At 75.3% G+C, this 22,717-nt stretch carries 19 protein-coding genes and 1 tRNA gene; 9 read left to right on the top strand and 11 right to left on the bottom strand.

What is annotated here, in order from left to right; translation table 11 throughout:
- Positions 1 to 181: 181 nt before the first annotated feature.
- Positions 182 to 1,219, top strand: a complete 1,038-nt coding sequence (locus tag QSK52_RS03270; protein ID WP_285733234.1) for a carboxymuconolactone decarboxylase — start codon at positions 182 to 184, stop codon at positions 1,217 to 1,219.
- Positions 1,220 to 1,557: 338 nt separating this feature from the next.
- The gene (locus QSK52_RS03265; protein ID WP_285733233.1) at positions 1,558 to 2,307 is read left to right on the top strand and encodes a helix-turn-helix transcriptional regulator; all 750 of its coding nucleotides are present in this window, start codon (positions 1,558 to 1,560) and stop codon (positions 2,305 to 2,307) included.
- A 93-nt stretch (positions 2,308 to 2,400) separates the two neighbouring features.
- On the opposite strand, the gene QSK52_RS03260 is transcribed toward QSK52_RS03265, so the two are convergent.
- The 4 genes from QSK52_RS03260 to QSK52_RS03245 all read right to left on the bottom strand — a co-directional run bounded on the left by QSK52_RS03260 (position 2,401) and on the right by QSK52_RS03245 (position 6,387).
- Positions 2,401 to 3,108: a maleylpyruvate isomerase family mycothiol-dependent enzyme gene (locus QSK52_RS03260; protein WP_285733232.1), complete on the bottom strand. Its 708-nt coding sequence runs from the start codon at positions 3,106 to 3,108 to the stop codon at positions 2,401 to 2,403.
- A gap of 43 nt (positions 3,109 to 3,151) precedes the next feature.
- A complete protein-coding gene (locus tag QSK52_RS03255; RefSeq protein ID WP_285733230.1) occupies positions 3,152 to 4,210 on the bottom strand; it encodes an SDR family NAD(P)-dependent oxidoreductase in 1,059 nt (352 codons plus the stop codon).
- Positions 4,207 to 5,499, bottom strand: a complete 1,293-nt coding sequence (locus QSK52_RS03250) for an ABC1 kinase family protein (protein WP_285733227.1) — start codon at positions 5,497 to 5,499, stop codon at positions 4,207 to 4,209. The genes QSK52_RS03255 and QSK52_RS03250 overlap by 4 nt, the downstream gene beginning before the upstream one ends.
- A 90-nt stretch (positions 5,500 to 5,589) precedes the next feature.
- Complete coding sequence (locus QSK52_RS03245) at positions 5,590 to 6,387, bottom strand: TIGR03084 family metal-binding protein (protein ID WP_285733225.1); 798 nt, start codon at positions 6,385 to 6,387, stop codon at positions 5,590 to 5,592.
- Between the two features lie 453 nt (positions 6,388 to 6,840).
- On the opposite strand from QSK52_RS03245, the gene QSK52_RS03240 reads away from it, so the two are divergent.
- A complete protein-coding gene (locus tag QSK52_RS03240) occupies positions 6,841 to 7,686 on the top strand; it encodes a helix-turn-helix transcriptional regulator (protein WP_352230258.1) in 846 nt (281 codons plus the stop codon).
- Between the two features lie 73 nt (positions 7,687 to 7,759).
- Here the strand turns inward: QSK52_RS03240 and QSK52_RS03235 are convergent, their stop codons facing one another.
- Positions 7,760 to 8,407 (bottom strand): peroxiredoxin-like family protein, encoded by a 648-nt coding sequence (locus tag QSK52_RS03235; RefSeq protein ID WP_285733221.1) that lies wholly within the window; start codon positions 8,405 to 8,407, stop codon positions 7,760 to 7,762.
- A gap of 214 nt (positions 8,408 to 8,621) precedes the next feature.
- On the opposite strand from QSK52_RS03235, the gene QSK52_RS03230 reads away from it, so the two are divergent.
- Positions 8,622 to 9,215, top strand: coding sequence for a TetR/AcrR family transcriptional regulator (locus tag QSK52_RS03230; RefSeq protein ID WP_285733219.1), 594 nt, complete (start codon positions 8,622 to 8,624; stop codon positions 9,213 to 9,215).
- A 25-nt stretch (positions 9,216 to 9,240) separates the two neighbouring features.
- Here the strand turns inward: QSK52_RS03230 and QSK52_RS03225 are convergent, their stop codons facing one another.
- Entirely contained in the window at positions 9,241 to 10,287 is a 1,047-nt protein-coding gene (locus tag QSK52_RS03225) for an LLM class F420-dependent oxidoreductase (RefSeq protein WP_285733217.1), read from the bottom strand.
- 229 nt (positions 10,288 to 10,516) lie between these two features.
- On the opposite strand from QSK52_RS03225, the gene QSK52_RS03220 reads away from it, so the two are divergent.
- On the top strand, positions 10,517 to 11,494 hold the full coding sequence (locus tag QSK52_RS03220; protein ID WP_285733215.1) for an aldo/keto reductase: 978 nt from the start codon (positions 10,517 to 10,519) through the stop codon (positions 11,492 to 11,494).
- Between the two features lie 29 nt (positions 11,495 to 11,523).
- Positions 11,524 to 13,671, top strand: coding sequence for a helix-hairpin-helix domain-containing protein (locus tag QSK52_RS03215; RefSeq protein ID WP_285733213.1), 2,148 nt, complete (start codon positions 11,524 to 11,526; stop codon positions 13,669 to 13,671).
- Between the two features lie 568 nt (positions 13,672 to 14,239).
- On the opposite strand, the gene QSK52_RS03210 is transcribed toward QSK52_RS03215, so the two are convergent.
- Entirely contained in the window at positions 14,240 to 17,149 is a 2,910-nt protein-coding gene (locus QSK52_RS03210; RefSeq protein ID WP_285733211.1) for an AfsR/SARP family transcriptional regulator, read from the bottom strand.
- A gap of 181 nt (positions 17,150 to 17,330) precedes the next feature.
- Positions 17,331 to 17,936: a hypothetical protein gene (locus QSK52_RS03205; protein ID WP_285733209.1), complete on the bottom strand. Its 606-nt coding sequence runs from the start codon at positions 17,934 to 17,936 to the stop codon at positions 17,331 to 17,333.
- 339 nt (positions 17,937 to 18,275) lie between these two features.
- Between QSK52_RS03205 and QSK52_RS03200 the strand changes: the two genes are divergently transcribed.
- Positions 18,276 to 18,485: a DUF5703 family protein gene (locus tag QSK52_RS03200; protein WP_033251932.1), complete on the top strand. Its 210-nt coding sequence runs from the start codon at positions 18,276 to 18,278 to the stop codon at positions 18,483 to 18,485.
- A gap of 108 nt (positions 18,486 to 18,593) precedes the next feature.
- On the opposite strand, the gene QSK52_RS03195 is transcribed toward QSK52_RS03200, so the two are convergent.
- The 3 genes from QSK52_RS03195 to QSK52_RS03185 form a co-directional block, all read right to left on the bottom strand.
- Complete coding sequence (locus tag QSK52_RS03195; RefSeq protein WP_352230257.1) at positions 18,594 to 19,376, bottom strand: chaplin; 783 nt, start codon at positions 19,374 to 19,376, stop codon at positions 18,594 to 18,596.
- A gap of 374 nt (positions 19,377 to 19,750) precedes the next feature.
- The gene (locus tag QSK52_RS03190) at positions 19,751 to 19,993 is read right to left on the bottom strand and encodes a chaplin (RefSeq protein WP_033251881.1); all 243 of its coding nucleotides are present in this window, start codon (positions 19,991 to 19,993) and stop codon (positions 19,751 to 19,753) included.
- Positions 19,994 to 20,207: 214 nt separating this feature from the next.
- Complete coding sequence (locus QSK52_RS03185) at positions 20,208 to 21,530, bottom strand: M20/M25/M40 family metallo-hydrolase (RefSeq protein ID WP_285733205.1); 1,323 nt, start codon at positions 21,528 to 21,530, stop codon at positions 20,208 to 20,210.
- A gap of 267 nt (positions 21,531 to 21,797) precedes the next feature.
- Here QSK52_RS03185 and QSK52_RS03180 point away from each other — a divergent pair.
- Both QSK52_RS03180 and QSK52_RS03175 read left to right on the top strand, forming a co-directional pair.
- A tRNA-Leu gene (locus QSK52_RS03180) sits at positions 21,798 to 21,885 on the top strand.
- A 67-nt stretch (positions 21,886 to 21,952) separates the two neighbouring features.
- On the top strand, positions 21,953 to 22,426 hold the full coding sequence (locus QSK52_RS03175; RefSeq protein WP_285733203.1) for a DIP1984 family protein: 474 nt from the start codon (positions 21,953 to 21,955) through the stop codon (positions 22,424 to 22,426).
- Positions 22,427 to 22,717: the final 291 nt, after the last annotated feature.

Genomic DNA, 22,717 nt, shown 5'->3' with positions numbered 1-22,717 from the left:
CGGACGTCCCGGGGCGGGGGACTGCGCAAGCGGGAAGAAGGACGGACCCGTTGCGGGTGTCACGATCGGGTGCAGCGCCGGTGGAAGACGTCGACCAGCCGAGGGAGGACTCGCGGATGCCTGCGGGGGACGAGGGACGGACGCACCGCGGTGGTACCGGCAACGGACCGGGGGGCGGGTCGTGAACGGCGGACGGCGGCTCGTCCAGGCCCCGCTCAGGGGCCTGTCCCTGCTCCAGGTCCGCCATCTGTCGACGGTGTCCTTCGGGGCGGCGACCGGCGACACGGCCAGGGTCTACCGGGACCTGGAACGCGACTTCGGGGTGCTCGCCCCGCCGGTGGCGCTGCACGCCCCGGTGCCCGAGCTGCTGACCGCCTGCTGGGCGGTCCTGCGCGAGACCATGCTGGTCGGGGGGCGCGCCCCGCGGGCGGCCAAGGAGGCGGTGGCGGCGGCCGTCTCGGCGGGCAACCGGTGCCCGTTCTGCACCACCGTGCACGGCACCATGCTCGACTCGCTGTCCGCCCGGCCCGTCCGGCGGCGCCGGGCCGACCGGGACGGGCCGAGCACCGAGGAAGTGACGGCGTGGGCCACCCGCGGGGGCGAGCCGCCGTTCCCGCCCGAGCTGCTCCCCGAACTGGCCGGGACCGCGCTCTGCCTGCAGTACCTCAACCGCGTGGTCAACGTCTTCCTGGGACCGTACCCGCTGCCACCGAACGCTCCCGAGCGGGCGCTCGGGCCGGTGCTCCGGGTCCTGGTCGGCCTGATGCGGGGCTCCGCCCGCACAGCCGTCGCACCGGGCGCCTCGCTGTCCCTGCTGCCGCCCGCCCCGCTGCCGCCGGACCTGGACTGGGCCGCCGCCGACCCGCGGATCAGCGCCGCGCTGGCCCGGGCCGCGGCGGCCGTGGAACGGACCGGCGCCGACCTGGTGCCCGCCGCGGTCCGGGCGGTGGTGGCGGCCGAGCTCGACCGCTGGGACGGCACCGACCCCGGCCTCGGCCGGGCCTGGCTGGGCGCCCCCCTGCGGGAACTGCCGCCGGACGAGCGCCCGGCGGGCGAGCTCGCCCTGCTCACCGCGCTGGCCTCCTACCGGGTGGACGAGCGGGTCGTCACCGCCGTCCGGCAGGCCGGGGCGGGCGACCGGGAGGTCCTCGCGACCTGCGCCTGGGCGGCCCTGCGGGCGGCCCGGCGGCGCGTCCGGCACCTCCTCCACGCGGACTGACCCCGGCCGCCCGGAGACCGGCACCCGGCTCTCCGACGGCTGACGCCCGACGTTCCCGAAGAACCGGCACCCGGAATTCCCCGCGCCACCCCGGGAGCCGTTGCGCGAATCCCCTCCTCCGTTCCGGCGCCCTGCCCGCTCCGGCGCGCTCCCGCACACGTCCCAGAACACGGCTCCACCGATTTCCACGCCCCCCGATCCGCCTCCTGAGAACGTCGCGCTCCCGCGACCGGAGGAGAGCAGCTGGAATTCCCGGAATCCTCCGGAACCTCGCCGACGATAATCGACGAACTTGGAGAGAAGCTGTGCAGACCGCTGTCGAACGTGCGATATCCACCATGTGGGAAAGATACGAGGAGCCACTCTCGCTCGACGAGATAGCGAACACGGCGATCCTCAGCAAGTTCTACTTCTCCCGGGTCTTCCGCAACCTCACCGGCACCTCGCCCGGGCGCTTCCTCTCCGCCGTCCGCCTGCACCAGGCGAAGACCATGCTGCTGGAGACCGACCTCAGCGTCACCGAGATCTCCTACCGCGTCGGGTACAACAGCCTCGGCACCTTCACCAGTCGCTTCACCCGCAGCGTCAGCCTCTCCCCCGCCCGCTACCGGACCATGGCCCGGGCCGGCCTGACCGAGCGCAGCGGACCGGCCCACCCCGACGGCGGCCGCCGCACCTGCACGGTGCAGGGCAGCATCCGCTCGCCGGAGACCGGCTGTCCGGTGCGGATCTACGTCGGCGCCTTCCGCGAGCCCATCGTCCAGGGCCGTCCGGTCGCCTGCGAGGTCCTGGAGGGGGCCGGCCCGTTCGCGCTGCGCGTTCCCGAGGGCGTCTGGTTCATCCGGGCGGCCGTGGTCGCCGCGAGCGACTTCCCGGCGCCGCCGTGGGAGCGGCGGCCGCTGCTGGTCGCCTCAGGTCCAGAACTCTGCGTGCGGCACGGGCACGACAGCCTCCCCGTCCGGCTGGTCGCGCGCCCGCTCACCCCGCTGGACCTGCCGATCCTGCTGGCGCTGCCGGAGCTCGACTCCCCGCGGCTGCCCGCGCCGCACGTCGCCGCGAACCGGGTGCCGTCGCTGACCGGGGCATGAGGCGCCGCCGCACGGCGGAGGGGCGGGACCACTGTCCGGTGGTCCCGCCCCTCCGCCGTGTTGTCGTCCACCGCGCCCGCCGCCCGGCTGCGTTCAGCGCCCGGCGAGCGGCTCCACCTCGGCCCGGGGCGGCGCGAACGGGCCCCAGGAGAACGCCTGCGCCCACTTCCCGGCCGGCTCGCCGGTCCACTCCAGGCCCTCGATCTGCGCCCGGGTGCGGCGGCCGGTCAGCGACCGGAACACGTCCACCGCGGGTCCGCTCAGCGTCGCGGCGGGGGCGCCCTCACCCACCTCCCAGGAGCGGCCGGGGACCTCGATCCGCAGCGCCGGCAGCCCGCCGCCGTGCACCGCCAGGCCGAAGCCCGTGGTGGACAGGTCCAGCGCGCCCCCGAAGGCGGGGTGGGCGGCCGGTTCGGCGGGCACGTCCAGCCCCAGCGCCAGCCGCAGGTCGAGCTCGTGCGAGAACACGTCGAGCAGCAGGATGCGGCGGCGCAGCTCCGGGCTGCGGTCCAGGGCCGCCCGGAGCGGTCCGTCCAGTTCCTCCCAGCGGTGGAGCAGTTCGGCCTGCGGCACGTCGGCCAGCGGGTCGAGGTCTATCTGGCTGTCCTCCAGGGCCACGAACGACTCACAGATGTGCACCAGGTGGCCCACCAGGTCCCGGGCGGTCCACTCGGGGCAGGCGGGCACGCGCAGGGCCGCCGGGTCGGGCGGGACGGCCAGCAGGCCCGTCACCGCCTCCCGGCAGTGGCGGTAGGCCGCGTACTGCTCCGCCGGGTCGTGCTGGGTCCGTTCAGCTGTCACGTTCGTCTCCTCCGGTCGCGGGGCACCGTGCGGTACCGCCGTGTCATGGGGCGGCCGGTCCGGCCGCGGTCCCCGCCTGGCGCCGGGTCAGCAGGCCCTGCCGGTGGAGCCAGTGGACGGTGTCGGCCATCGTCCGTTCGACCGGCCGGGGCGCGGGGCCGCCGGTGGTGGCGGTCTCCGCGACGGGCACGGCGTGGACGCAGGTGTAGGCCGCTCCGTACTCGGCCGGGACGTGCCAGGGCCACCAGCGCTGCAGGAGGTCGGCGAGCCGGGCCGCGGGGAGCATCGCCCGGCCGGGCAGCCGGGCGGCGGGCAGGGCGCGGCCGGTGGCGGTGCGCAGGGCCGCCAGGTAGTCGGCGGTGCTGAGGTAGCGGTTGGGGGTGAAGAGGCGGTCCGGGGCGTCCGCGGCCGGGCCGGTGGCGAGGCCGGCCAGGGCGGCGGCCGTGTCCCGCACGTCGCCGAGCGGGAAGCCGCCGGTGGGCCAGAGCGGCATCAGTCCGCGCAGCGCGTCGCGCAGTCGGCCGGTCTGGTCGCCGAGCCGGGGGTCGTGCGGTCCGAGCAGGGCGGGCGGGTAGACGATGCGGACCGGGGCGCCTTCGCTCCGGAGCAACCGGGCGGTGCGCTCACAGGCCGCCTTGCTGGCCAGGTAGGGCTCCGCCGGGCGCCCCACGGCGCTGTCGTCGTGCAGGGCGGGGTCGGCGCTGGGGAGCAGCGCGCCGACGGTGGACACGTGCACCACGGTGCCCGCGCCGGAGCGGACGGCGGCCCGCAGGACGGTCTCGGTGCCCCGCACGTTGGTGCGGGCGATGTCGTCGCGGCGCCTGCGGTCGAAGGAGTACACCGAGCCGAGGTGGACCACCGCGTCGGCGCCCCGGCACAGCCGGTCCGCCGCGGCCGGGTCGGTGACGTCGCCGACGACGGTCCGCCAGCTCTCCGGGTCGAGCCCGAGCGGTTCGAGCGCGGGCGCCGCCCGGGCCGGGTCGCGCACCAGCAGCCGCACCCGGGCCCCCGCGGCCACCAGGGCGGCCACGGTGTGCGCGCCGAGGAAGCCGGTGCCCCCGGTCACGGCGACCAGCGCCGCAGCCCGCCCTGGGGCGTTCACGCCCGCTCCCGCGGGGCGGCGTCGGCGGCGCGCTCGGCGTCCACCCGGACGTCCTCGGCGAAGGAGGCCATGAGCACGGGGACGGCCTCGGCCTGGAAGTCGACCTCGGAGTCGAACTCCTTGATCATTCCCTCCAGCACCAGCAACGACAGCAGCGGGAAGGCGAACTCGGCCGCGGCGAACACCCCGTGGTCGCGCTGGAGCTTGAACAGGCGGGGAGCGAACGCACCGAGTTCGAAGTCCTTGGAGAGGGCTCCGAAGGCCTCGTCCACCAGTTCGGTGACGGCGGTCCGGAAGCCCTCGCGGTCGAGGTCCGCGGGCAGCCGCGCGGCACTGTCCAGGACGATGTCGGCGCACTTCGGGCCGTTGCCCTGCGCCATGTTGAGGAAGAACCCGGCGAAGTAGCGCCGGACGGCGTCGGGCAGGCGCACCACGAACCCGGCGTCCAGGACGACCACCCGGCCCTCGCCGTCGAGGCAGAGGTTGCCGGGGTGCAGGTCGCAGTGGACCAGGCCGTCGACGAAGAGCATCCGGTAGACGGCCCGGAGCACGTCGCGGACCACCTCCCGGCGGCGTTCGGGGGTCATGCCGAGCGGCCGGAAGCGGCTGATGCCGGGGACGAACTCCATGGTGAGCACCCCGGGCCCGCACAGCTCCTCGACCGGTGCCGGGATCCGCAGGTCGGTGTGGTCGGCGAGGTTGGCGCGCAGCAGGAGCAGGGACTCGCGCTCGGCGGTGAAGTCGAGCTGGTGCAGGACGGCGGCGCCGAGCTGGCCGATCATCTCCTCGGCGGGCAGGTCCCGCATGCTCGGCAGCAGCCGTCCGGCGCGCGCGCCGAGCAGGGCCAGCCGCAGGTCGGCCTCCAGCACCGGGCGCAGGCCGTGCCGCTGCACCTTGACGGCGACCTCGGTGCCGTCGGCGAGCCGGGCCCGGTGGACGCTGGCGATGCTGCCGCAGGCCACCGGGTCCCACTCGAACTCGGCGAAGGCGTCGGCGAGTCCGGCCGCCGCGAGGGCCCGGGCCACCGCGGCGCGGCGCGGCGGGCGGACCTCGTCGGCCAGTTCGGCGAGCGCGTCGCACCAGCGTTCGGGGAGCAGGTCGCGCCGGGTGCTGACCAGCTGCCCCGCCTTGACGAAGAACGGGCCGAGCGCGGTCAGCAGCTCGGGCGCCCGCTCGGCCAGCCGGTCCCGGCCGGTCCGGGTCAGCAGCCGCGGCAGGGCGGCGATCAGGTGTCCGGCGAGGATCGACGCGGTGGCGCAGGCCCGTCCGGCCAGCAGCCACCCACTCACCCGTTGTTCCGGCACGGTGCCTCCAGGTCCCTCGGAGCGGACGGGCCGATCGGCCCGACTGCGAGGAAACCAGGCCGCCGAACGGTCGCTCTATACGCGATATTGCCCAATCCGCCCCGGGCCGCCGCCGGGCGCGACGAGGTGGGTCCGGGCGATGCCCAGCCAGTGGTCGGCGACCGGGCCGACGGCGGTCAGCGCGAGGTCGTCGCGGTGCCTGCGCCGGGTGACGAGCAGGCAGAAGTCGGCGGCCGGACCGGAGACCCGCTGGTCGGCGTCCTCGGGGCCGAAGGCCCACCGGACCCCGGACGGGGCGGTCAGCTCGAACCGGAACGGCTCGGCGGGGGGTTCCAGCCCGCGGGCCCGGTAGGCCAGGTCCCGGGCCCTGGTCCCCAGGAAGGCGACGTGGCCGATCCGGTCGGTGAAGGCGTACGGGACGCCCAGGGCCTCGTGGATGTCGTGGCCGTGCGCGAACAGCTCCGTCAGCGCGGCCGCGGCGAGCACGCTGGCCGGGAGCGGGTCGGCCAGCCAGGGCACCGGCTGGCGCCGGGGCACGGCGGCGAGCCCTTCCGCCGCGCCGGCGCGCCACCGGGCCCAGTGACGCAGGAGCTCGGGGACGGGCTCGGCGAGGCGTTCGGCGAGGGCGGCCGCGGTGCCGGCCGCGGCGTCCTCCCGGACGGCCGCGGTCTCGGCCTCGAAGGCGGCCGGGTCGCGCACCGCGAGGCCGACCAGGCGGCTGACCTGCGCCAGGTGCGCCACCTGGTGCCGGACCGTCCAGCCCGCAGCCGGGGTCGGCGCGGACCACTGCCCGGGCGGGAGCCCCGCCACCAGCCGGGCGAGTCCGGCGCCTTCCGCGGCCAGGTCGGCGCAGACGTCCTGCATTGCGGTCATGTCGGCATTCCCTTCCCCGGTGAAGCGCGTTCAATCCGATCCGGCGCCATTTTTCCGGGCGCACCGGGCGGCGCGCTTCTCCGCGTTTGCCGCCCGCATCCGGCACTGGACATTCAGGGACGTATAGGCTGCCCTCACCCTGGAGGGAGTTCCACTAGTTGCCCCACACCGCAATTCAGAAGGTGCGAGAGTTACCCACCAGCAAAACGATGTGTCTGCGCCGAAAACCGGCCGGGGCGCCCCCGGCCGGTCCCGACGAGCACCGGGGAGCACCGCTCCGAATGAGGGAGCCACCAGACCACTGAGCCTTCGTGGCAGCCGCCACACCCGGCACCGGGGCCGCACCGCCCGGGCCGGGTGGGCTGCTCACAGCCCCGTGAAGATCCGAGCAGGACCACACCGATCCGAGGCAAGGCGCGCGAAACCACCACGATTCCGAGCGGGGAGAGCCTAATGTCGATTGCGGCGGCAATAGAGCGCAGTATAGACGTCATGTGGCAAGAGCACGCCAATCCCATTTCCCTCGAACAGCTGGCGGAAATTGCCTCCTACAGCAAGTTCCATTACACCCGGATATTCAATCAGCTGACCGGGACGTCGCCCGGGAGGTTCCTCACCGCCATCAGAATTTTCATGGCCAAGAGATACCTGCTGGAAACCTCGGACAGCGTCACCGACATCACCTACCGAGTGGGCTACAACAGCCTGGGCACCTTCACCAGCCGCTTCACCCGCAGCGTCGGCATCTCGCCCACCCGCTACCGCTCGCTGGCCCAGGACGACGACCTGCCGGCGCTCGCCCCGCCGGCCGCGCCACCGGTCGCCCGGGGCGGCCACGGCCTGTCCTCCGTCACCGGGCAGCTCTACTTCCCGGCCGACGTCGGCCCGGTCAGGGTCTACGTGGGCGCGTTCAACACCCCGATCGTGGAGGGGTACCCGCAGGCGTGCGACGTCCTGGACGAGGCGAGACCGTTCCACCTGCAGGTCCCCGACGGCCTGTGGTTCATCCGGGCCGCCGCCGTGGCCCTGGAGGGCTCCTCCCGGCACCGGATCCGCCCGCCCCGACTGGTCGGATCGGGGTGGGCGGTCCGGGCCCGCGGCGGCCGCGCCTACAGCACCGACGTCCAGCTCCGCGAGGTGACCCAGCTCGACCTGCCGATCCTGCTGGCGCTCCCGGAACTCGACGGGACCGGACGTCCGACCCGGACGGCGGCCCGGGCGGATTCCCTCCCCGCCCCGGGCGAATGCTCCCCCACCGCAGGATCGCCATTCGCCGGTGCCCGTTCCGGCACGGCATGAACACACTCGGAATGCCCGGCCCCGGATTTCGGCGGCCGGGAATCGGACCGGTGCGCGGACGGCCCGTCGTCGCTCAGCCCAGTCGGTCGAGCACGGCCAGGATGTCGGCGGGCTCGGCGCGGGCGGTGTAATCCGCGTCGACGAAGGCCCAACGGATAGTTCCCGCACGGTCGATGACATAGGTCGCCGGGACGGGCAGGGTGCGCGGGTGACCGCCGTTGGAGCGGGCCAGGTCGATGCCGGAGCGGGCGTAGACGGCCGCGAGGTCGTCCGGCAGGTCGAAGGCGAGGCCGTACCGCGCGGCGGTCTCGCAGCCGAGGTCGCTCAGCACGTCGAAGGTCAGCCCGTCCTTCTCGGCCTGCGACAGCGACTCGTCCGGGAGTTGGGGCGAGACGGCGACGAGACGGGCCCCGCGGGCCGCAACGGCGTCGTGGTGCTGCTGCAGGGAGCGCAGCGCGAGGTTGCAGTAGGGGCACCACGCCCCCCGGTAGAAGGTGAGCACCACCGGGCCGTCGGCGAGCAGCCCGGCCAGGTCGACGCTCCGGCCGTCGGCCGAGGGCAGGGTGAAGTGCGGCGCCCGGGCACCGACGGCCAGGGCCCGGTCCGCCCGGCCGGAGTCGACCAGGTCCCGGGTCGCCCGGCGCATCACGGCGCGGACCTCGGCGGGGAGCTGCTGCTGACGCTGTTCGAAGAAGGCGCGCAGTTCGGCGTTGAGGCTCACGGTTCTCCACGGGGTGTCGGCCGGCCCGGGGCCGGTGCGGTGGACGGGGTGGTGCCTGCGGGGGCGCCCGGCGGGCGGCCGTCGCCCCGGCGCACCGGCACCCCGACCGCCCCAAGCTGGAACGCTCGTTCCAAGATAGCGGCGGCAGTGCTCCTCCGGTCAAGGGCCGCGGCGGATATCTTGGAACCATCGGTTCAAGAAGGGGCGGTGGAACGTGGCGGACGTCAAGCACTTCGATCCGGACGCGGCGCTGGACGCGGCGATGCGGCTCTTCTGGCAGCGGGGCACGGCCTCCACCGGGGTCCAGGACGTCGTCGACGCCACCGGCCTCAACCGATCCAGCCTGTACGCCACGTTCGGTAGCAAGCAGGAGCTGTACCGGGCGACCCTGGAACGCTACGTCCGGAGCCGCTCGCGGCTCCTGCTCGGCCCGCTGGAGGAGGACGGCGGCGGCCTGCCCGCCGTCCGCGAGTTCTTCGACCGGCTGATCGAGACCCGCTGCACCGGCGAGTTCGCCCGGTGGGGCTGCATGGTCTCCAACGCCCACGCGGGCGGCGAGAACGGCGATCCCGAGGTGGGGGCCGTCCTCGACCGGCAGCACCGGCAGCTGTGCGCCGCCCTGCGCACCGCCCTCGGCTCGGCGCAGCGGCAGGGGCAGCTCGCCGCGGGCACCGACCCGGAGTCCGCCGCCGACGTCCTGGCCCTCCTCGCGCACGGGGTGAACATCCGCTCGCGCGCCGGAGCGGACGCCCGGCAGCTCCGGGCCACCGTCACGGCGGCGATCGGGGCGGTCGCCCCCGGCGCCTGACCCGGGGGCGGTCCCGGGCGCGCCGTCAGGCCAGCCCGGCGCGCTCCAGCGCGTCGACGCCGGTGCGCAGGGCGGCGATGCGCTCCTCCAGCGTCCAGCCGGCCGGGGCGAGGGTGAGGGTGGTGACGCCCGCGGCGGCGTAGGCCTGCATGCGGTCGGCGATCCGGGCGGTGTCGCCGAGGAGGGCGGTGGCGTCGATGAAGTCGTGCGGGACGGCGGCCGCGGCGGCGGCCTTGTCACGGGCCAGGTAGTGGGTCTGGACCTCGTCGGCGGCCTGCTCGAAGCCCATCCGGCGGGCGAGCTGGCTGTAGAAGTTCTTCTCCTTGCTGCCCATGCCGCCGAGGTAGAGGGCGGTGTAGTCGCGCAGGGTGTCGGCGGCGGCCCGGACGTCCTCGCCGACGGCGATGTTGACGGTGGGGCAGAGGTCGAAGCCGTCGAGGGTGAGACCGGCCTTGGCCCGGCCCGCGGCGAGGGCGTCGGTGGAGAGGGCGGCGTGCTCGGGGGCGAAGAAGAGGCCGAGCCAGCCGTCGGCGATCTCGCCGGTGAGTTCGAGGTTCTTGGGGCCCATGGAGGCGATGTAGAGCGGGATGCGCTCGCGGACGGGGTGGACGGTGAGCTTGAGCGGCTTGCCGGGGCCGCCGGGCAGCGGGAGCGTCCAGTGGGCGCCGTCGTGGACCAGCCGCTCGCGGGACATCGCCTTGCGGACGATCTCCACGTACTCGCGGGTGCGGGCCAGCGGCCTGTCGAACTTGACGCCGTACCAGCCCTCGGAGACCTGCGGGCCGGAGACGCCGAGGCCGAGCCGGAAGCGGCCGCCGGAGAGGGTGTCCAGGGTGGCGGCGGTCATCGCGGTCATCGCGGGGGTGCGGGCCGGGATCTGGAAGATCGCCGAGCCGACGTCGATCCGCTCGGTCCTGGCGGCCACGTAGGACAGCACGGTCGCGGCGTCCGAGCCGTACGCCTCGGCGGCCCAGCAGACCGCGTAGCCGAGGCGGTCGGCCTCCTGGGCGACCGCGATGTTGTCGGCGTCCAGGCCGAGTCCCCAGTAACCGAGGTTGATCCCGAGTCGCATGTGCCCAAGCCTTCCAGTCCGGTGGTGCGGGTGAGCGTAGCCGCCCCGGCGGAGGTCGTGCTACCGACGGGTAGGGGTGGTGCGGGTCACACCGGGGAGCGTGCGGCGGCGCGGCGCGCGGGTGCTCCCGGGCGCCGGGGGGTTTCGCCGCTACCCTCACAGCACGTGGGGGGCGAGGCCCCCGACCTGCGCCGACACGATTGGCACAGCGGGCGTGACGGAGGGCGCGATGGAACAGCGACGGCTCGGCCGGACCGGCCTGCGGGTCTCCCGGCTCGGTCTGGGCACCCTCACCTGGGGCCGGGACACCGACGAGCACGAGGCCGCCGAGCAGTTGAAGGCGTTCGTGGACGCGGGCGGCACCCTGGTCGACACCGCCGACGTGTACGCGGACGGCGGCGCCGAGTACCTGCTGTCCCGGCTGACCGACGGCCTCGTCCCGCGCTCCGAGCTGGTGATCGCCACCAAGGCGGGCGCCCGGCCCGGTTCGCGCCGCCCCGACGCCTCCCGCGGCCACCTGCTGACCGCCCTGGACGCCTCGCTGCGCCGCCTGAACACCGACCACGTCGACCTGTGGCAGGTGTACGCGCACGATCCGGCCACCCCCACCGAGGAGACCCTGCACGCGCTCGACCTGGCGGTCTCCTCCGGCCGGGCCCGGTACGTCGGGGTCTGCCAGTACAGCGGCTGGCAGCTCGCCAAGTCCGCGGCCCGGCAGCACGCGGTGCCCGGCAGCACCCCGCTGGCCTCCGTCCAGCTGGAGTACTCGCTGCTGCAGCGCGGCATCGAGCGCGAGGCGCTGCCCGCCGCGCTGGACGCCGGGGTCGGCCTGCTGGCCTGCTCGCCGCTCGGCCGGGGCGTGCTGACCGGCAAGTACCGGCACGGCGTGCCCCCGGAGTCGCGCGGCGCCTCCCCGCACCCCGCCGGCCCGGTGCAGCCGTACCTGGGCGAGGGCTCCCGGCGGATCGTGGACGCGCTGGCCACCGCCGCCGACGGGCTCGCCTCCACCCCGCTGAAGGTCGCCCTCGCCTGGGTCCGCGACCGCCCCGGCGTGTCGGCGACCCTGCTGGGCGCCCGCACCGCCGCCCAGCTGCAGTCCTCGCTGTCGGTCGAGGCCCTTACGCTTCCGGGTGAGATCCGCGCTGCACTGGACGACGTGTCGGCCCCGGTGCACCGCTACCCGGACCAGGGCTGGACGGAGCTGTAGCGCCCGCCCGTCGAAGGAGCCTTCCCGCGATGACCACCCCCGAGGAGAGCCCGGCCGAGAACCGGACCGAGAACCGGACCGAGGACCGGGCCGAGAGCCCGGCGGAGCCGACGGTCGCGCCGGAGCCGGCGGCGGGCCCCGGCGCGCCGCTCACCGGTGCGGAGCGCGCCGCCGCGGTGGCCGCGCTGGCCAAGGCGATCGGCGCGATCAACGCGAACGACATCGTCGCCCCACCCCGTCCGCGTGACGTCGACCTCCCGGCTGCTGACGAGGAGGTGACCGACGGGGCCGCGACCGACGGGGCCGTGGCGGACGGGGCCGTGACCGACGCGCCCGCCGCCGAGCCGTCCGCAGCCGAGCCCCCCGCCGCCCGTCCGGTCCGCCGCCCGTCCGCCCCGGCGGACCGGCCCGTCCCGCTCGACGACGCGCAGCGCCGGGCCGCGCTGGCGGCCGTCGGCGAGGTGCTGGCGGCCGGCGGGGCGCCCGCCGAGCTGGCGCCCACCGCGCTGGCCGAGCTCGGCGAGGGCGCGGCCGAGCTGCTGCGGGAGGACCCGTGGGCGGTGCTGTCGCTGCCCGGGGTGCGCCCCGAGCACGCGGACGGCTTCGCCAAGGGCCTGCTCGGCCCCGCCGCCCAGCCGGGCGACCCGCGGCGGGCCCAGGCCCTGGTCGCCTGGCTGCTGGAGCAGGCCGCGCTGCGCGGGCACTCGGCGCAGGAGCTCGGCGAGGTCGCGCAGGGGCTGCGCGCCCAGCGGGTGCCGGACCCGGAGGGCGCGCTGCAGGCGGTGCTGGAGGACGGGCGGGTGATGCCGTTCCAGGAGGAGCTGCCGGTGCCGCCGGGCAGCCACGACGAGGACGAGGAGCCGCCGGTCCGCACCGTGCTCGCCCTGGAGCGGCTGGCGCTGGCGGAGGAGAGCCTCGGCGAGGGCCTGGTCCGGCTGCTGTCCACCTTCGTGCCCGGCACCGACGGGGAGCCGGAGGAGGGCGGCGCGCCCGCGCAGCCCGGTCCGGCGGCCTGGGCGGAGGCCGCGGCGGCGGCGCCGCGCTCCGCGCAGGAGCTGGTGCGGGCCGCGGCCGACTCCGGCCTGGTGCTGCACACCGGCGGCGAGGCGGCCCGGGCCGAGCCCGCCGCGCTGCTGCACGCCGCGGCCGGGCTGGGCCTGCGGGCCTGGGCGGCCACCTGGACCGGCCAGGGGCGGGACGCACTGGCGGCGCTGCTGCCCGAGGACTCCCCCGCCGCCGGGCGGATCGGCACGCTGGACGGCCTGCTGTCCGGCGCCGACGTCCCGCGCGCGGTGGACGGCACCCTCGAACTGGACGTGCTGGTGGTGCTGGACGCCCCGCTGCTGGACGTGGAGACCGCGGCCACGCTGCTGGAGGCGGTGCCGGACGGCGCCCGGCTGGTGCTGTCCGGAGACCCGGAGGGCCTGTGGTCGGCCGGTCCGGGCCGCTTCTTCGCCGACCTGCGGGCCGCGCGGGCCTGCCCCGCGGTGGCGTCCCGGACGCCGGACTTCGGGCCGATCGGCGAGCTGGTGTCCGGCGTCGGCGTCGGCGAGCTGCTGCCGGTGGACGCTCCGGACAAGGAGGTGGTGATCCTCACCGCGCAGGACGGCGGGGAGGCCGTGCACCGGGCCGTCCAGCTGCTCACCGACTCGATCCCGCGGGCGCTGTCCGTGCCGCCGGAGCAGACGGTGCTGCTGACCCCGGGCCACGGCGGCCCGGCCGGGACGCGGGCGCTGAACGCGGCGGCCAAGGCCCGGCTCAACCCCGGCCCGGGCCGGTTCGGCGGCTTCGACCCGGGCGACCGGGTGGTGCACTCCCCCGCACTGGGCGTCAACCTGCCCGGGCGGGTGCTGGACGGCGACGCGAGCGGCCTGCACGTGGAGCTGGCCGACGGCGGCCGGATCACGCTGACCCCGGCCCAGGCCGGGAAGCTGCGCCACGGCTGGGCGGTGACGGCCCACCAGGCGGTCGGGCGGCGCTGGCCCGCGGTGGTCGTGGTGCTGCCGCCGGAGGCGGCCGGGCAGTTGACCAGGCAGTGGGTGTACGCGGCGTTCGGCCGCGCGGAGCGGCACCTGTCGGTGGTGCACGCGGTGGGCCCGGCGCTGGCCCAGGCGGTCGCGGAGCGGCCCGCGCCGGACCGCACGACCCGGCTGCGCTCCGTCCTCACCGCGCAGTAGCCCGGCCACCGCGGTGGCCCGCGGCCGCGCGGTGGCCGGGCCGCGGGCGCGCCGGTCGCAGGGGCCCGGAAACACCGCGGGTGCGGAGGTGGACGACGCCCACCTCCGCACCCGCGGAACACGTACACGCTGCTGCCGGGCCAGCCGTTCGACGGGCTCGGGTGGGGGAGAGCCGCCGCAATCCCCCGGGCGCCTCGACATCGAGCCGCCGTTCTCCTTCGCCCGCCGTGGATCGACAGCAGTCCCCCGTGCGACGTACGACCGCATCGGCGACCGCGTTCCGGTGTTCCGCTCCCCCGAGTCGGAGCACCGGAATGCAGGTCCGTTGCGGTTCGAACATTAGCCGAAATCCTTCCGGAGCGGGCTTGGATTGCGCGAAGTGATCCAGCTCACCCGCCCTTCGCCGAGCGAGTAGCGGGCGGAGAGAAAACGAGTAGCGAACTCTCGTAGAGTCCGTTCACGGCTGGTCGGGACGGTCCGGCCGGAGCGCTAATCAGGAGGGAATTCCGCCGGGTCCCCGGGGGGGGATCCGGCGGATCCGGCGGGGCGCCCAGGAAATCCGGCCGGGTCAGGAGAAGTGCTCGGCCATCCGCCGGCGCACCGTTTCCGCTTCCACGCTGCCGATCCCGGAGAAGACCCGGATCGCCTCCTCCCAGTGCTCCCGGGCCTCGGCCGAACGCCCCTGGGAGATCCGGGCCGTGCCCATCTGGTCGATCGCCCGGCCGACCATCAGCAGGTCGCCGAAGCGCCGGGCGACGGCGAGCGAGGCCTCGCAGAGCTCGAAGGCCCGCTGGTGCTCGCCGAGGCGCTGCAGCACCCAGGCGAGCTTCACCCGGGAGTCCGCGACGGCGTGCTCGGTGCCGATCCGCTCGCTGACGGCAACCGCCTCGACCAGCAGGTCGCGGGCGTCCGCGTGGCGGCCCTGCTCGTTGCGGACCAGGGCGAGGTTCTGCAGGGACGGGTACAGCAGCGCGTCGTCCCCGGTCGCCCGGGCGGTGGCGACGGCGCCCTCCTGGTAGTGCGCGGCCCGCTCCAGCTCGCGGAACTCGTAGTGCATGTTGCCCAGGTTGAGCCGGGCCCGGGCGGCGCCGCCGTGCTCGCCGATCTCCTCGTACCCGGCGATCGCCCGCTCCAGGTGCCCGGCGGCGGCCCGGTCGCGGCGGATCGCGTAGGCGATGCCCCGGTTGTTGGCCAGGGTCGCGGCCGCCAGTCGGTGCCCGAGCGCCAGCGCCGCCTCCTCGCCGAGCCGCTGCACCTCGGCCAGCAGGCCGAGCCGGTGGCTGCGCATCAGGTGGGTGAAGTGCAGCAGCGCCAGCTGCCACACCGCCCGGTGCCGCCCGTGCGCGACGCCCAGCCTGGTCAGCGCCAACAGGTTGTCCGACTCCTGGACGAACCACTGCTGCGCCCCGTCGCTGTCCGCGAACGGCTCGGGGCCGCTCCAGCCGAGCTGCAGCTCGGTGGGCGGGCGCAGCCGCTTCGGGTCGAGGATCCGGTACGCGGCGTCGGCGTGCGCGATGTACCACTCGGCGAGCCGGTCGAGGGCGACGGCGGCCTCCGCGCCCGCCTCGGTGCCGCAGTCCGTCCCGGCCGCCGCGGCGAGCTGGCGCCCGTACAGCCGGACCAGGTCGTGCATGGCGTAGTGGCCCGGCTCGGCGGCGGAGCGCTCCAGCAGGTGGACGTCCTCCAGGGTGCGCAGCAGGCGGCGGGCGGGGGCGGGGGCCCCGGCGCTCAGCGGGGTGCCCGCGGGCTCGAGCAACGCGGCGGCGGCCCCGGCCGGGACGCTGGCCCCCGGGTGCAGGCTGACCAGGCGGAACAGCCGGGCCTGCTCGGGGGCGAGGCGGCGGTAGCTGTGCGAGAGCGCCCCGGAGACGGTCAGGTCGTCGCCGAACAGGCCGAGTCCGGCCAGCCGGTCCTGCTCGGGGGCGAGTTCGCCCGCCAGCTCGCCGATCGGCAGCTCGGGCTCCTCGACCAGCCGGACCGCCGAGATCCGCAGCGCCAGCGGCAGTCCCCCGCACAGGTCGGCGAGTTCGGCGGCGGCCCCGGGCGCGGCCCGGACGAGTTCGGGCCCGGCGAGCTCGGCCAGCACCGCGACGGCCTCGGCCGGGGGCAGCACGCCCAGCCGCAGCGGCACCGCGCCGGTCTGCGCCACCAGCCGGCCGAGCCGGCCCCGGCTGGTGACCAGCGTGAAGCTCTCCGCCGTCCCCGGCAGCAGCGGGCGGACCTGCTCGTAGTCCTGGGCGTTGTCGAGCACCACCAGCAGGCGGCGCCCGGCGACGGTCGAACGGTACAGGTCCTCGCGCAGCACCGGGTCCTCGGGGATCCGGTGCCCGGGCACGCCGAGGGCCAGCAGGAAGCGCTCCAGCACCCGGGGCGCCGTCTCGCACTCGTTCGCGTCGTAGCCGTGCAGGTCGACGAAGAGCTGTCCGTCGGGGAAGGCCCCGGTCGCGGTGGCGCAGTGCGCCCAGCGGACGGCGAACGCGGTCTTCCCGATCCCGGCCGGGCCGACCACCAACGCCGTCCGCGGGCCGTTGTCCCCGGGGGTCCCGGCCGGGCCGGTCCCGGCCGCCAGCCCGCTCAGCCGGTCGAGCTCCGCCCGGCGGCCCACGAACCCGTGCGACGCCTGCGGGAGCTGGGCCGGGCGCGGGTACGAGGGAGGTCCGGGGTCGGACGGGGGTCCGGCGGGCGCGGGCGGCTGCGGGGCGGCCGCGACGGTCCCGGCGCTCCCGGTGGCACCGCCCGCGGCGTCCTCGCCGCGCAGGACGGCGGCCTCCGCGTCCAGCAGGGCCCGGCCGGGGTCGAGCCCGTACTCGTCGGCCAGCAGCGTCCGGGTGTCGCGCAGGACGGCCAGTGCGTCGGCGGGGCGGCCGCTGCGGTGCAGGGCGGTGGCGAGGCGGGCCGCGATGCCCTCGCGGTCGGGGAACTCACGCAGCAGGGCGGTCAGTTCGGGCACCAGCGGGTGGTGGCGTCCGGCCGCGAGTTCGGCGTCGGCGAGCAGTTCGAGGGCGGCGAACCGCTCCTCGGCCAGCCGGGTGCGGACCGGGCCGGCGAACGGGGCGTCGATCCCGGCCAGGGCCTCGCCGCGCCACAGGTCGAGGGCGGTGCGCAGGGCGCGGGCGGCCTCGACGGGGGCGCCGTCGGCGGCCAGCGCGCGGGCGGCGGCGACCCCCCGGGCGAACTGCCGGACGTCGACGCTGTCCGGGTCGACCGCGAGCCGGTAGCCGGCCGGGTCGGAGCGGAGCAGTTCGGCGGCCTCGGGGGGCAGCGCCTGTCTGAGCGTGGAGACCACGGTGTGCACCTGGTTGCGGGCGGTGCGCGGCGGGTGCTCGCCCCACAGCGCGTCGACCAGGCGCTCCGTGCCGACCGGCCGGTCGGCGTTCAGCAGCAGGAAGGCCAGCGCGGCCCGCAGCCGCGGGCGGGGCACGTCGAAGGACGTGCCGTCCCGGTTGACCTCCAGTGCTCCGAGAAGCCGGAACCGCACCCCGCCCACCCATCTTCTGCGGCCGTCCCCCGGCCTCCCTGGGACGCGCGGGCGCCGGGGCGCCGACCGCACGGGTGCGGCCGGCGCCCCGGTCCCGGGTCGCGTCACCGATCACCGGTCGGACGGGCTCCGTCCGACCGCCGGTCCCCCTGCCCCGTTGCCTCGGCGGCCCGGGGCCGGGTCAGAGCTCGTCGAGCTCGTCGTCGTAGACCTCGCTGACGTCGAAGCGGCAGATCAGCAGCTCCGGGTCGGCGCCCTCGAAGGGCTCGGGCAGCCACTCGCCGGGGTCGGCCGGTTCGGTGGCCGAAACCCACAGGGTGGAGTCCCCCTCCTCCAGGCCGAACTCCTCGGCGCGGGCGGCGATCTCGTCCGGCTCGTACTCGCCGAACAGGACGCCGATCGCCGCCGTCACCTCGCCCTCGGCGCCCGCGCCGGGCGCGAGCGACTCGTCGACCCGTTCGGCCTGGGCGCGCAGCCGCTTCGGGTCGGCGATCAGGTAGTCGCGGCGGATCAGCACGCTGATCGCCTCGGGGTGGTCGGGCCCCTGGTAGCCGGTCCCGGCGTCGTCGCCGGGGATCTCGAAGGGGGTGACCTCGTCGTAGACCTCGTACAGGATCTGGTCGTAGGCGATGGCAGCCGCCGCGAGCTCCTCGTACGCGTGGACGACGACCGGATCGCCGGGTTCGGTGGAGCTGGAGACGGCCTGCAGGTGGCGGTCGATGGCGGCCTTGACCGCCTCTGCGGCGGCCCGTACCTCGGTGATGGTCAGCTGCGCGGCATCAGACATGGTGCAGACGCTATCCCCACCCGGCGACGACACGCACAGCGGTTGTCACCTACAGCCGCTAAAACCGGGCAAGTTCACCCCGGATGTCCGTTCCGGGTGCTTCTGCGACCGCCGTTTCCCGCCCCGTCCGCGCTCCCGTCCGCGCTCCTGTCCGCCTCCGGCCGCGCATCGGCGCGGCCCGGCGCGGGTATCCCTTCCGGTACCGGAAAACTGATTGACGATCAGCTCGGACCGGGCGAGGCTCGAACCGTCCGCCCGGACGGGCCGCACCCGAACCGGCCGCCCGTCGGCGAAGCGCCGTAGGCTTGCAGGCAGCCCAGCAGCGGAGGAGAGGTCTTGATCCCTACCAAAACGGTCCGGCTCCCGGAGTACGAGTACCAGTCGCTCCGCCTGCCGCGCGGCACCACCCGGAACGCCGCGCGCCAGCTCCTGACCGAGCACGCCGAGTACGGGAACTGGGAGCTCGACCGGCTCCGGCTGTTCCCCGACGGCAGCCGCACGGTCCGGCTGAAGCGGAAGATCATCCGGCAGGTCCGTTCCACCTGGTAGCGGTCACCCGGCATCCGTACGCCCGCGCCCGGGCACCCCGCCGCTCCGTGCGGCGGGGTGCCCGGGCGCGGGCGCGGTTCCGGTCGGCTGCTGCGCCGCCCGGGGCGGTCAGCGGCGGGCGAGGGCCCGCGAGCGGCGGTAGAGCACGCCGCCGCCGAGCAGCAGCGCGGCACCGGCGGGGGCGATGACCTCCAGGCCGGACGCGCCGGTCGAGGCCAGCTGCGCCCGGTCCGCGGGGGCGGCGGCCCGGGCCTGGGTCACCGGGCCGGGCGCGGCCGGGTGGTCGACCGTGGTGGTCGTGGGGGTGGACGGGGCGGACGGCTGGTCGCCGTTGGGGCCGCCGGTGCGGTCGGTGCCCGGGGTGGTCGGCGGGGGCGGAGTGGTGCCGTGGTCGCCGCCGGTCTGCTCGGGCGGGCAGTCGTCGCCGGGCGGCTGGGTGTGCGGGGGCGGGGTGGTCGGGTGGTGGTGCGGGGTGGTGGCGTTGCCGCACTCGTTGCCGAACGCCGGGTTGCCGAGGCCGACCACGTCGACCGAGTTGCCGCAGGCGTTCACCGGCGCGGCCACCGGCACCTGGACGTTGTTGCCCGAGGCGACGCCGGGCGAGTTGCTCGTCGTCCCGCTCGCGGCGGAGCCCGGCCCGGCGGTGCTGCCGCCCTGGCCCCCGGTGCCCCGGTGGCTCCCGGCGCCGACGTTGGAGCAGTCGTTGCCGTACGCCGGGTTGAGCAGGCCGATCACGTTGATCGTGTTGCCGCAGGCGTTCACCGGTAGCTCCACGGGCACCTGCACCGAGTTCCCGGAGCCCACGCCCGGCGAGTTGGCCGCCACGCCGTGCGCATCGGCGGTCGCGTGGGCGTAGCCCGCGGTCGAGGCCAGCACGCTGCCGGTGGCCATGGCCGTGAGGATGCCTTTCCTGGCGACCTGTCGCATTGACTCCCCTAGGTTTCTCGTTCTGGTCCGGCCCGGCCCGGAGATGCCGGGTTCCCGCATTTTCCGGGCCCGGAACCGGCCAGTGATCAGATAGTCGGAATTGCCTGCCGAAACGGCAGCGGCACTACTCCAACGACCCTTAACGGTGAAGGTTGAGCCATCTGCAGTCAGTTCATCCGATCGGGTGAGCTGCGCCCTTTCCGGGGAACCGCACCGTTCACCCGCCCGGGGCGCCCGCCCCCCGGGCCCGGGAACGCGACCGCCCCCGCGCGACACAGGGGTCGCGCGGGGGCGGGAACTCGGGGTCGAACGGCCCGCCGGTCAGCGGCGGGACCGGCTCAGACGTTCTGGCAGGCGTTGCCGAACGCCGGGTTGAGCAGGCCGATCACGCTGATGGTGTTGCCGCAGACGTTCACCGGGACGTGCACCGGGATCTGGATCAGGTTGCCGGAGAGCACACCCGGGGAGGCGACCGCGGAGCCGTCCGCGTGCGCGCCGCCGTGCGCCGAGGCGACGCCGGCGCCCGCGAGCACCAGGCCACCGGTGGCGGCGACAACGGCAGCGATCTTCTTGGCCTTCATCTGAACTGTTCCTCCTGGTCGTTTCCAGCCCGTTCCCCCGGGCTGCACACGGAAGAACGAAGCCGTCACGACCGGGACACGGGGCCGGAACCGCATTCACCCGTTGAAGTGATCAAGCGAACAGGTGATCGCCATTTCGGATGCTCGACAGCTCTGATGCTGGACGGACTAGTCCGACTTCCGACCCCGCTTTCCGCCCGCTTTCCGCTCTCCTTCAGGCCAGGTCGATGAACCGGTCCAGCACCCGCACGCCGAACTTCAGGCCGTCCACCGGCACCCGCTCGTCCACGCCGTGGAACATCCCCGCGAAGTCCAGTTCCGGCGGGAGCTGCAGCGGCGCGAAGCCGAAGCAGCGAATGCCCAGGTCCTGGAAGGACTTGGCGTCGGTGCCGCCGGACAGGCAGTAGGGGACGGCCCGGGCGATCGGGTCCTCGGCGCGCAGCGCGGTCTGCATGGCCTCGACCAGGGCGCCGTCGAAGCTGGTCTCGATCGCCTTGTCGTGGTGCAGGCTCTCGCGCTTCACCCGCGGCCCGAGGACGCTGTCCAGCTCGGCCAGGAACTCCTCCTCGTAGCCGGGCAGGAAGCGGCCGTCCACGTGCGCGGTGGCCTGGCCGGGGATCACGTTCACCTTGTAGCCCGCGCCGAGCATGGTCGGCTGGGCGGTGTTGCGCAGGGTGGTGCCGATCATCTTGGCGATGCCGCCGAGCACCCGCATCGTCTCGTCCATGTCCTCCGGGTCGAGCCGCACGCCGAGCGCGTCCGAGAGCTCGTCCAGGAAGGCCCGGACGGTCTTGGTGATCCGCAGCGGGAACTGGTGCCGGCCGAGCCGGGCCACCGCCTCGCACAGCTCGGTGATCGCGTTGTCGTCGTTCTCCATCGAGCCGTGCCCGGCCCGGCCCTCGACGGTCAGGCGCATCCAGTGCATGCCCTTCTCCGCCGTCTCCACCAGGTACAGCCGGGCCTGGTCGTTGACGGTGAAGGAGAAGCCGCCGACCTCGCCGATCGCCTCGGTGACGCCCTCGAACAGCTCGGGGTGCCGGTCCACCAGGAACCGGGCGCCGTACGTGCCGCCCGCCTCCTCGTCGGCCAGGAAGGCGAGCACCAGGTCGCGCGGGGGCTTGCGGCCGGTGCGCAGCCGGTCGCGGACCACCGCGAGGGTCATCGCGTCCATGTCCTTCATGTCGACGGCGCCGCGGCCCCACACGCAGCCCTCGGCGATCTCGCCCGAGAACGGGTGCACCCTCCAGTCGTCGGCGTTGGCCGGGACCACGTCGGTGTGCCCGTGGATCAGCAGGCCCGGCCGCGACCGGTCCTCGCCCTCGATCCGGACCACCGTGGACGCCCGGCCCTTGGCCGACTCGAAGATCTGCGGCTCCAGCCCGAACTCGGCGAGCTGCTCGGCCACGTACTCGGCGGCCTTCCGCTCCCCCGGGCCGGAACCGTCGCCGTAGTTGCTGGTGTCGATCCGGATCAGGTCGCGGCAGATCTCCGCGACCTCCGACTCGGCCGTCACCGCGCGCTCGCTGCCCACGCTCATCGCTCCCACCTCGTGTCTGCCCGCCCCGGCGCGGCTGCGGCCCGCGCCGCCCCGACCCCGGTCGGGGGCCGCGGGCGCCGTCCCGCCATCCTCCCCCAGCACCCGTCCGGCCCCAAGGTCGTTTCCCCTCCGACACTCCTCACGACCCCCTCCACCGCCCGCTTCCGGGGCCCCGGCCTCCCCCGCGCCCCCGGTTTTGGGTCTGGCAGTCGATCTTTGCTACTGTTGTCGGTGTCAGCGCGGGACGCCCCGCGAGGACGACACCCGGTCCGGGTGGCGGAATGGCAGACGCGCTAGCTTGAGGTGCTAGTGCCCTTTATCGGGCGTGGGGGTTCAAGTCCCCCCTCGGACACCAGTGTGGGACCCCTGCTGCGGCAGGGGTCTCTTGCGTTCCGGGACGGACGGGGACGGGTGAGGGTGCGGTGAAGCTGGCGGAGGCGCTCGCGCAGCGGGCGGCGGCGGTGCGGCAGGTGGAGCAGTTGCGGGCGCGGGTCGTCGGCAGTGCGCGCTACCAGGAGGGCGAGGAGCCGGCCGAGGACGCGGGCGAGGTACTGGCGCAGGCCGGGGAGGTGCTGGACGAGCTGGAGCGGTTGATCCGGCAGATCAACCGGACGAACTCGGCCGCCGTGGTGGAGGGCGGGGGCACGCTCACCGACGCCCTGGCCCGGCGGGACGTGCTGCGGCTGCGGCACTCGGTGGTCACCTCGGCGGCGGACGCCGCGTCCGGGCGCGACCAGCGCGGGGCGGTGCGGCAGTTGCGGTCGGAGCTGCGGATCCTGTCGGCGCTGCCGGTGGCCGAGCTGCGGGCCGAGGCGGACGCGCTGGCGAAGGAGATCCGGGAGGTGGACACGCTGATCCAGCGCACCAACTGGGAGATCGACCTGATCGAGGACTGATCTCCCCCGAGGACCGGGTGTGGGGAGCGGGTAGTCGCGGCGGAGGCGTGCACAGACCGCGGTCGGCGGTTCATCCGACCCTTGGTGCGTGGAGGGCAGCGCTGGGGTTCGATTCCCCGTCAACGATGCAGCTCAGCACCGGGCACAAGTGACGGAGCAGACCGTACGGCTCATCACCGTGTGCAGATCCGACGACGACGAGGGCGGGAACGGGGTGCCCCACACCCCGGCGCGGGGGCCGTGCGCACGGCGCGGCCCCCGCGTCCGTTTTCTCCCTCCCGACTTTCTCCC

The sequence above is a fragment of the Kitasatospora phosalacinea genome (assembly GCF_030268885.1).
Lineage (GTDB): Bacteria > Actinomycetota > Actinomycetes > Streptomycetales > Streptomycetaceae > Kitasatospora > Kitasatospora phosalacinea_C.
The sequence above is the reverse complement of the archived record's forward strand: the minus strand, read 5'-3'. Positions and strand labels throughout refer to the sequence as shown.

Excerpts from the sequence above, each read along its gene's own strand:
- QSK52_RS03240 (WP_352230258.1), top strand. The coding sequence starts at position 6,841 with ATGTCGATTGCGGCGGCAATAGAGCGCAGTATAGACGTCATGTGGCAA.
- QSK52_RS03245 (WP_285733225.1), bottom strand. The coding sequence starts at position 6,387 with ATGACCGCAATGCAGGACGTCTGCGCCGACCTGGCCGCGGAAGGCGCC.
- QSK52_RS03215 (WP_285733213.1), top strand. The coding sequence starts at position 11,524 with ATGACCACCCCCGAGGAGAGCCCGGCCGAGAACCGGACCGAGAACCGG.
- QSK52_RS03220 (WP_285733215.1), top strand. The coding sequence starts at position 10,517 with ATGGAACAGCGACGGCTCGGCCGGACCGGCCTGCGGGTCTCCCGGCTC.
- QSK52_RS03190 (WP_033251881.1), bottom strand. The coding sequence starts at position 19,993 with ATGAAGGCCAAGAAGATCGCTGCCGTTGTCGCCGCCACCGGTGGCCTG.
- QSK52_RS03265 (WP_285733233.1), top strand. The coding sequence starts at position 1,558 with ATGTGGGAAAGATACGAGGAGCCACTCTCGCTCGACGAGATAGCGAAC.
- QSK52_RS03205 (WP_285733209.1), bottom strand. The coding sequence starts at position 17,936 with ATGTCTGATGCCGCGCAGCTGACCATCACCGAGGTACGGGCCGCCGCA.
- QSK52_RS03195 (WP_352230257.1), bottom strand. The coding sequence starts at position 19,376 with ATGGCCACCGGCAGCGTGCTGGCCTCGACCGCGGGCTACGCCCACGCG.
- QSK52_RS03185 (WP_285733205.1), bottom strand. The coding sequence starts at position 21,530 with ATGAGCGTGGGCAGCGAGCGCGCGGTGACGGCCGAGTCGGAGGTCGCG.
- QSK52_RS03225 (WP_285733217.1), bottom strand. The coding sequence starts at position 10,287 with ATGCGACTCGGGATCAACCTCGGTTACTGGGGACTCGGCCTGGACGCC.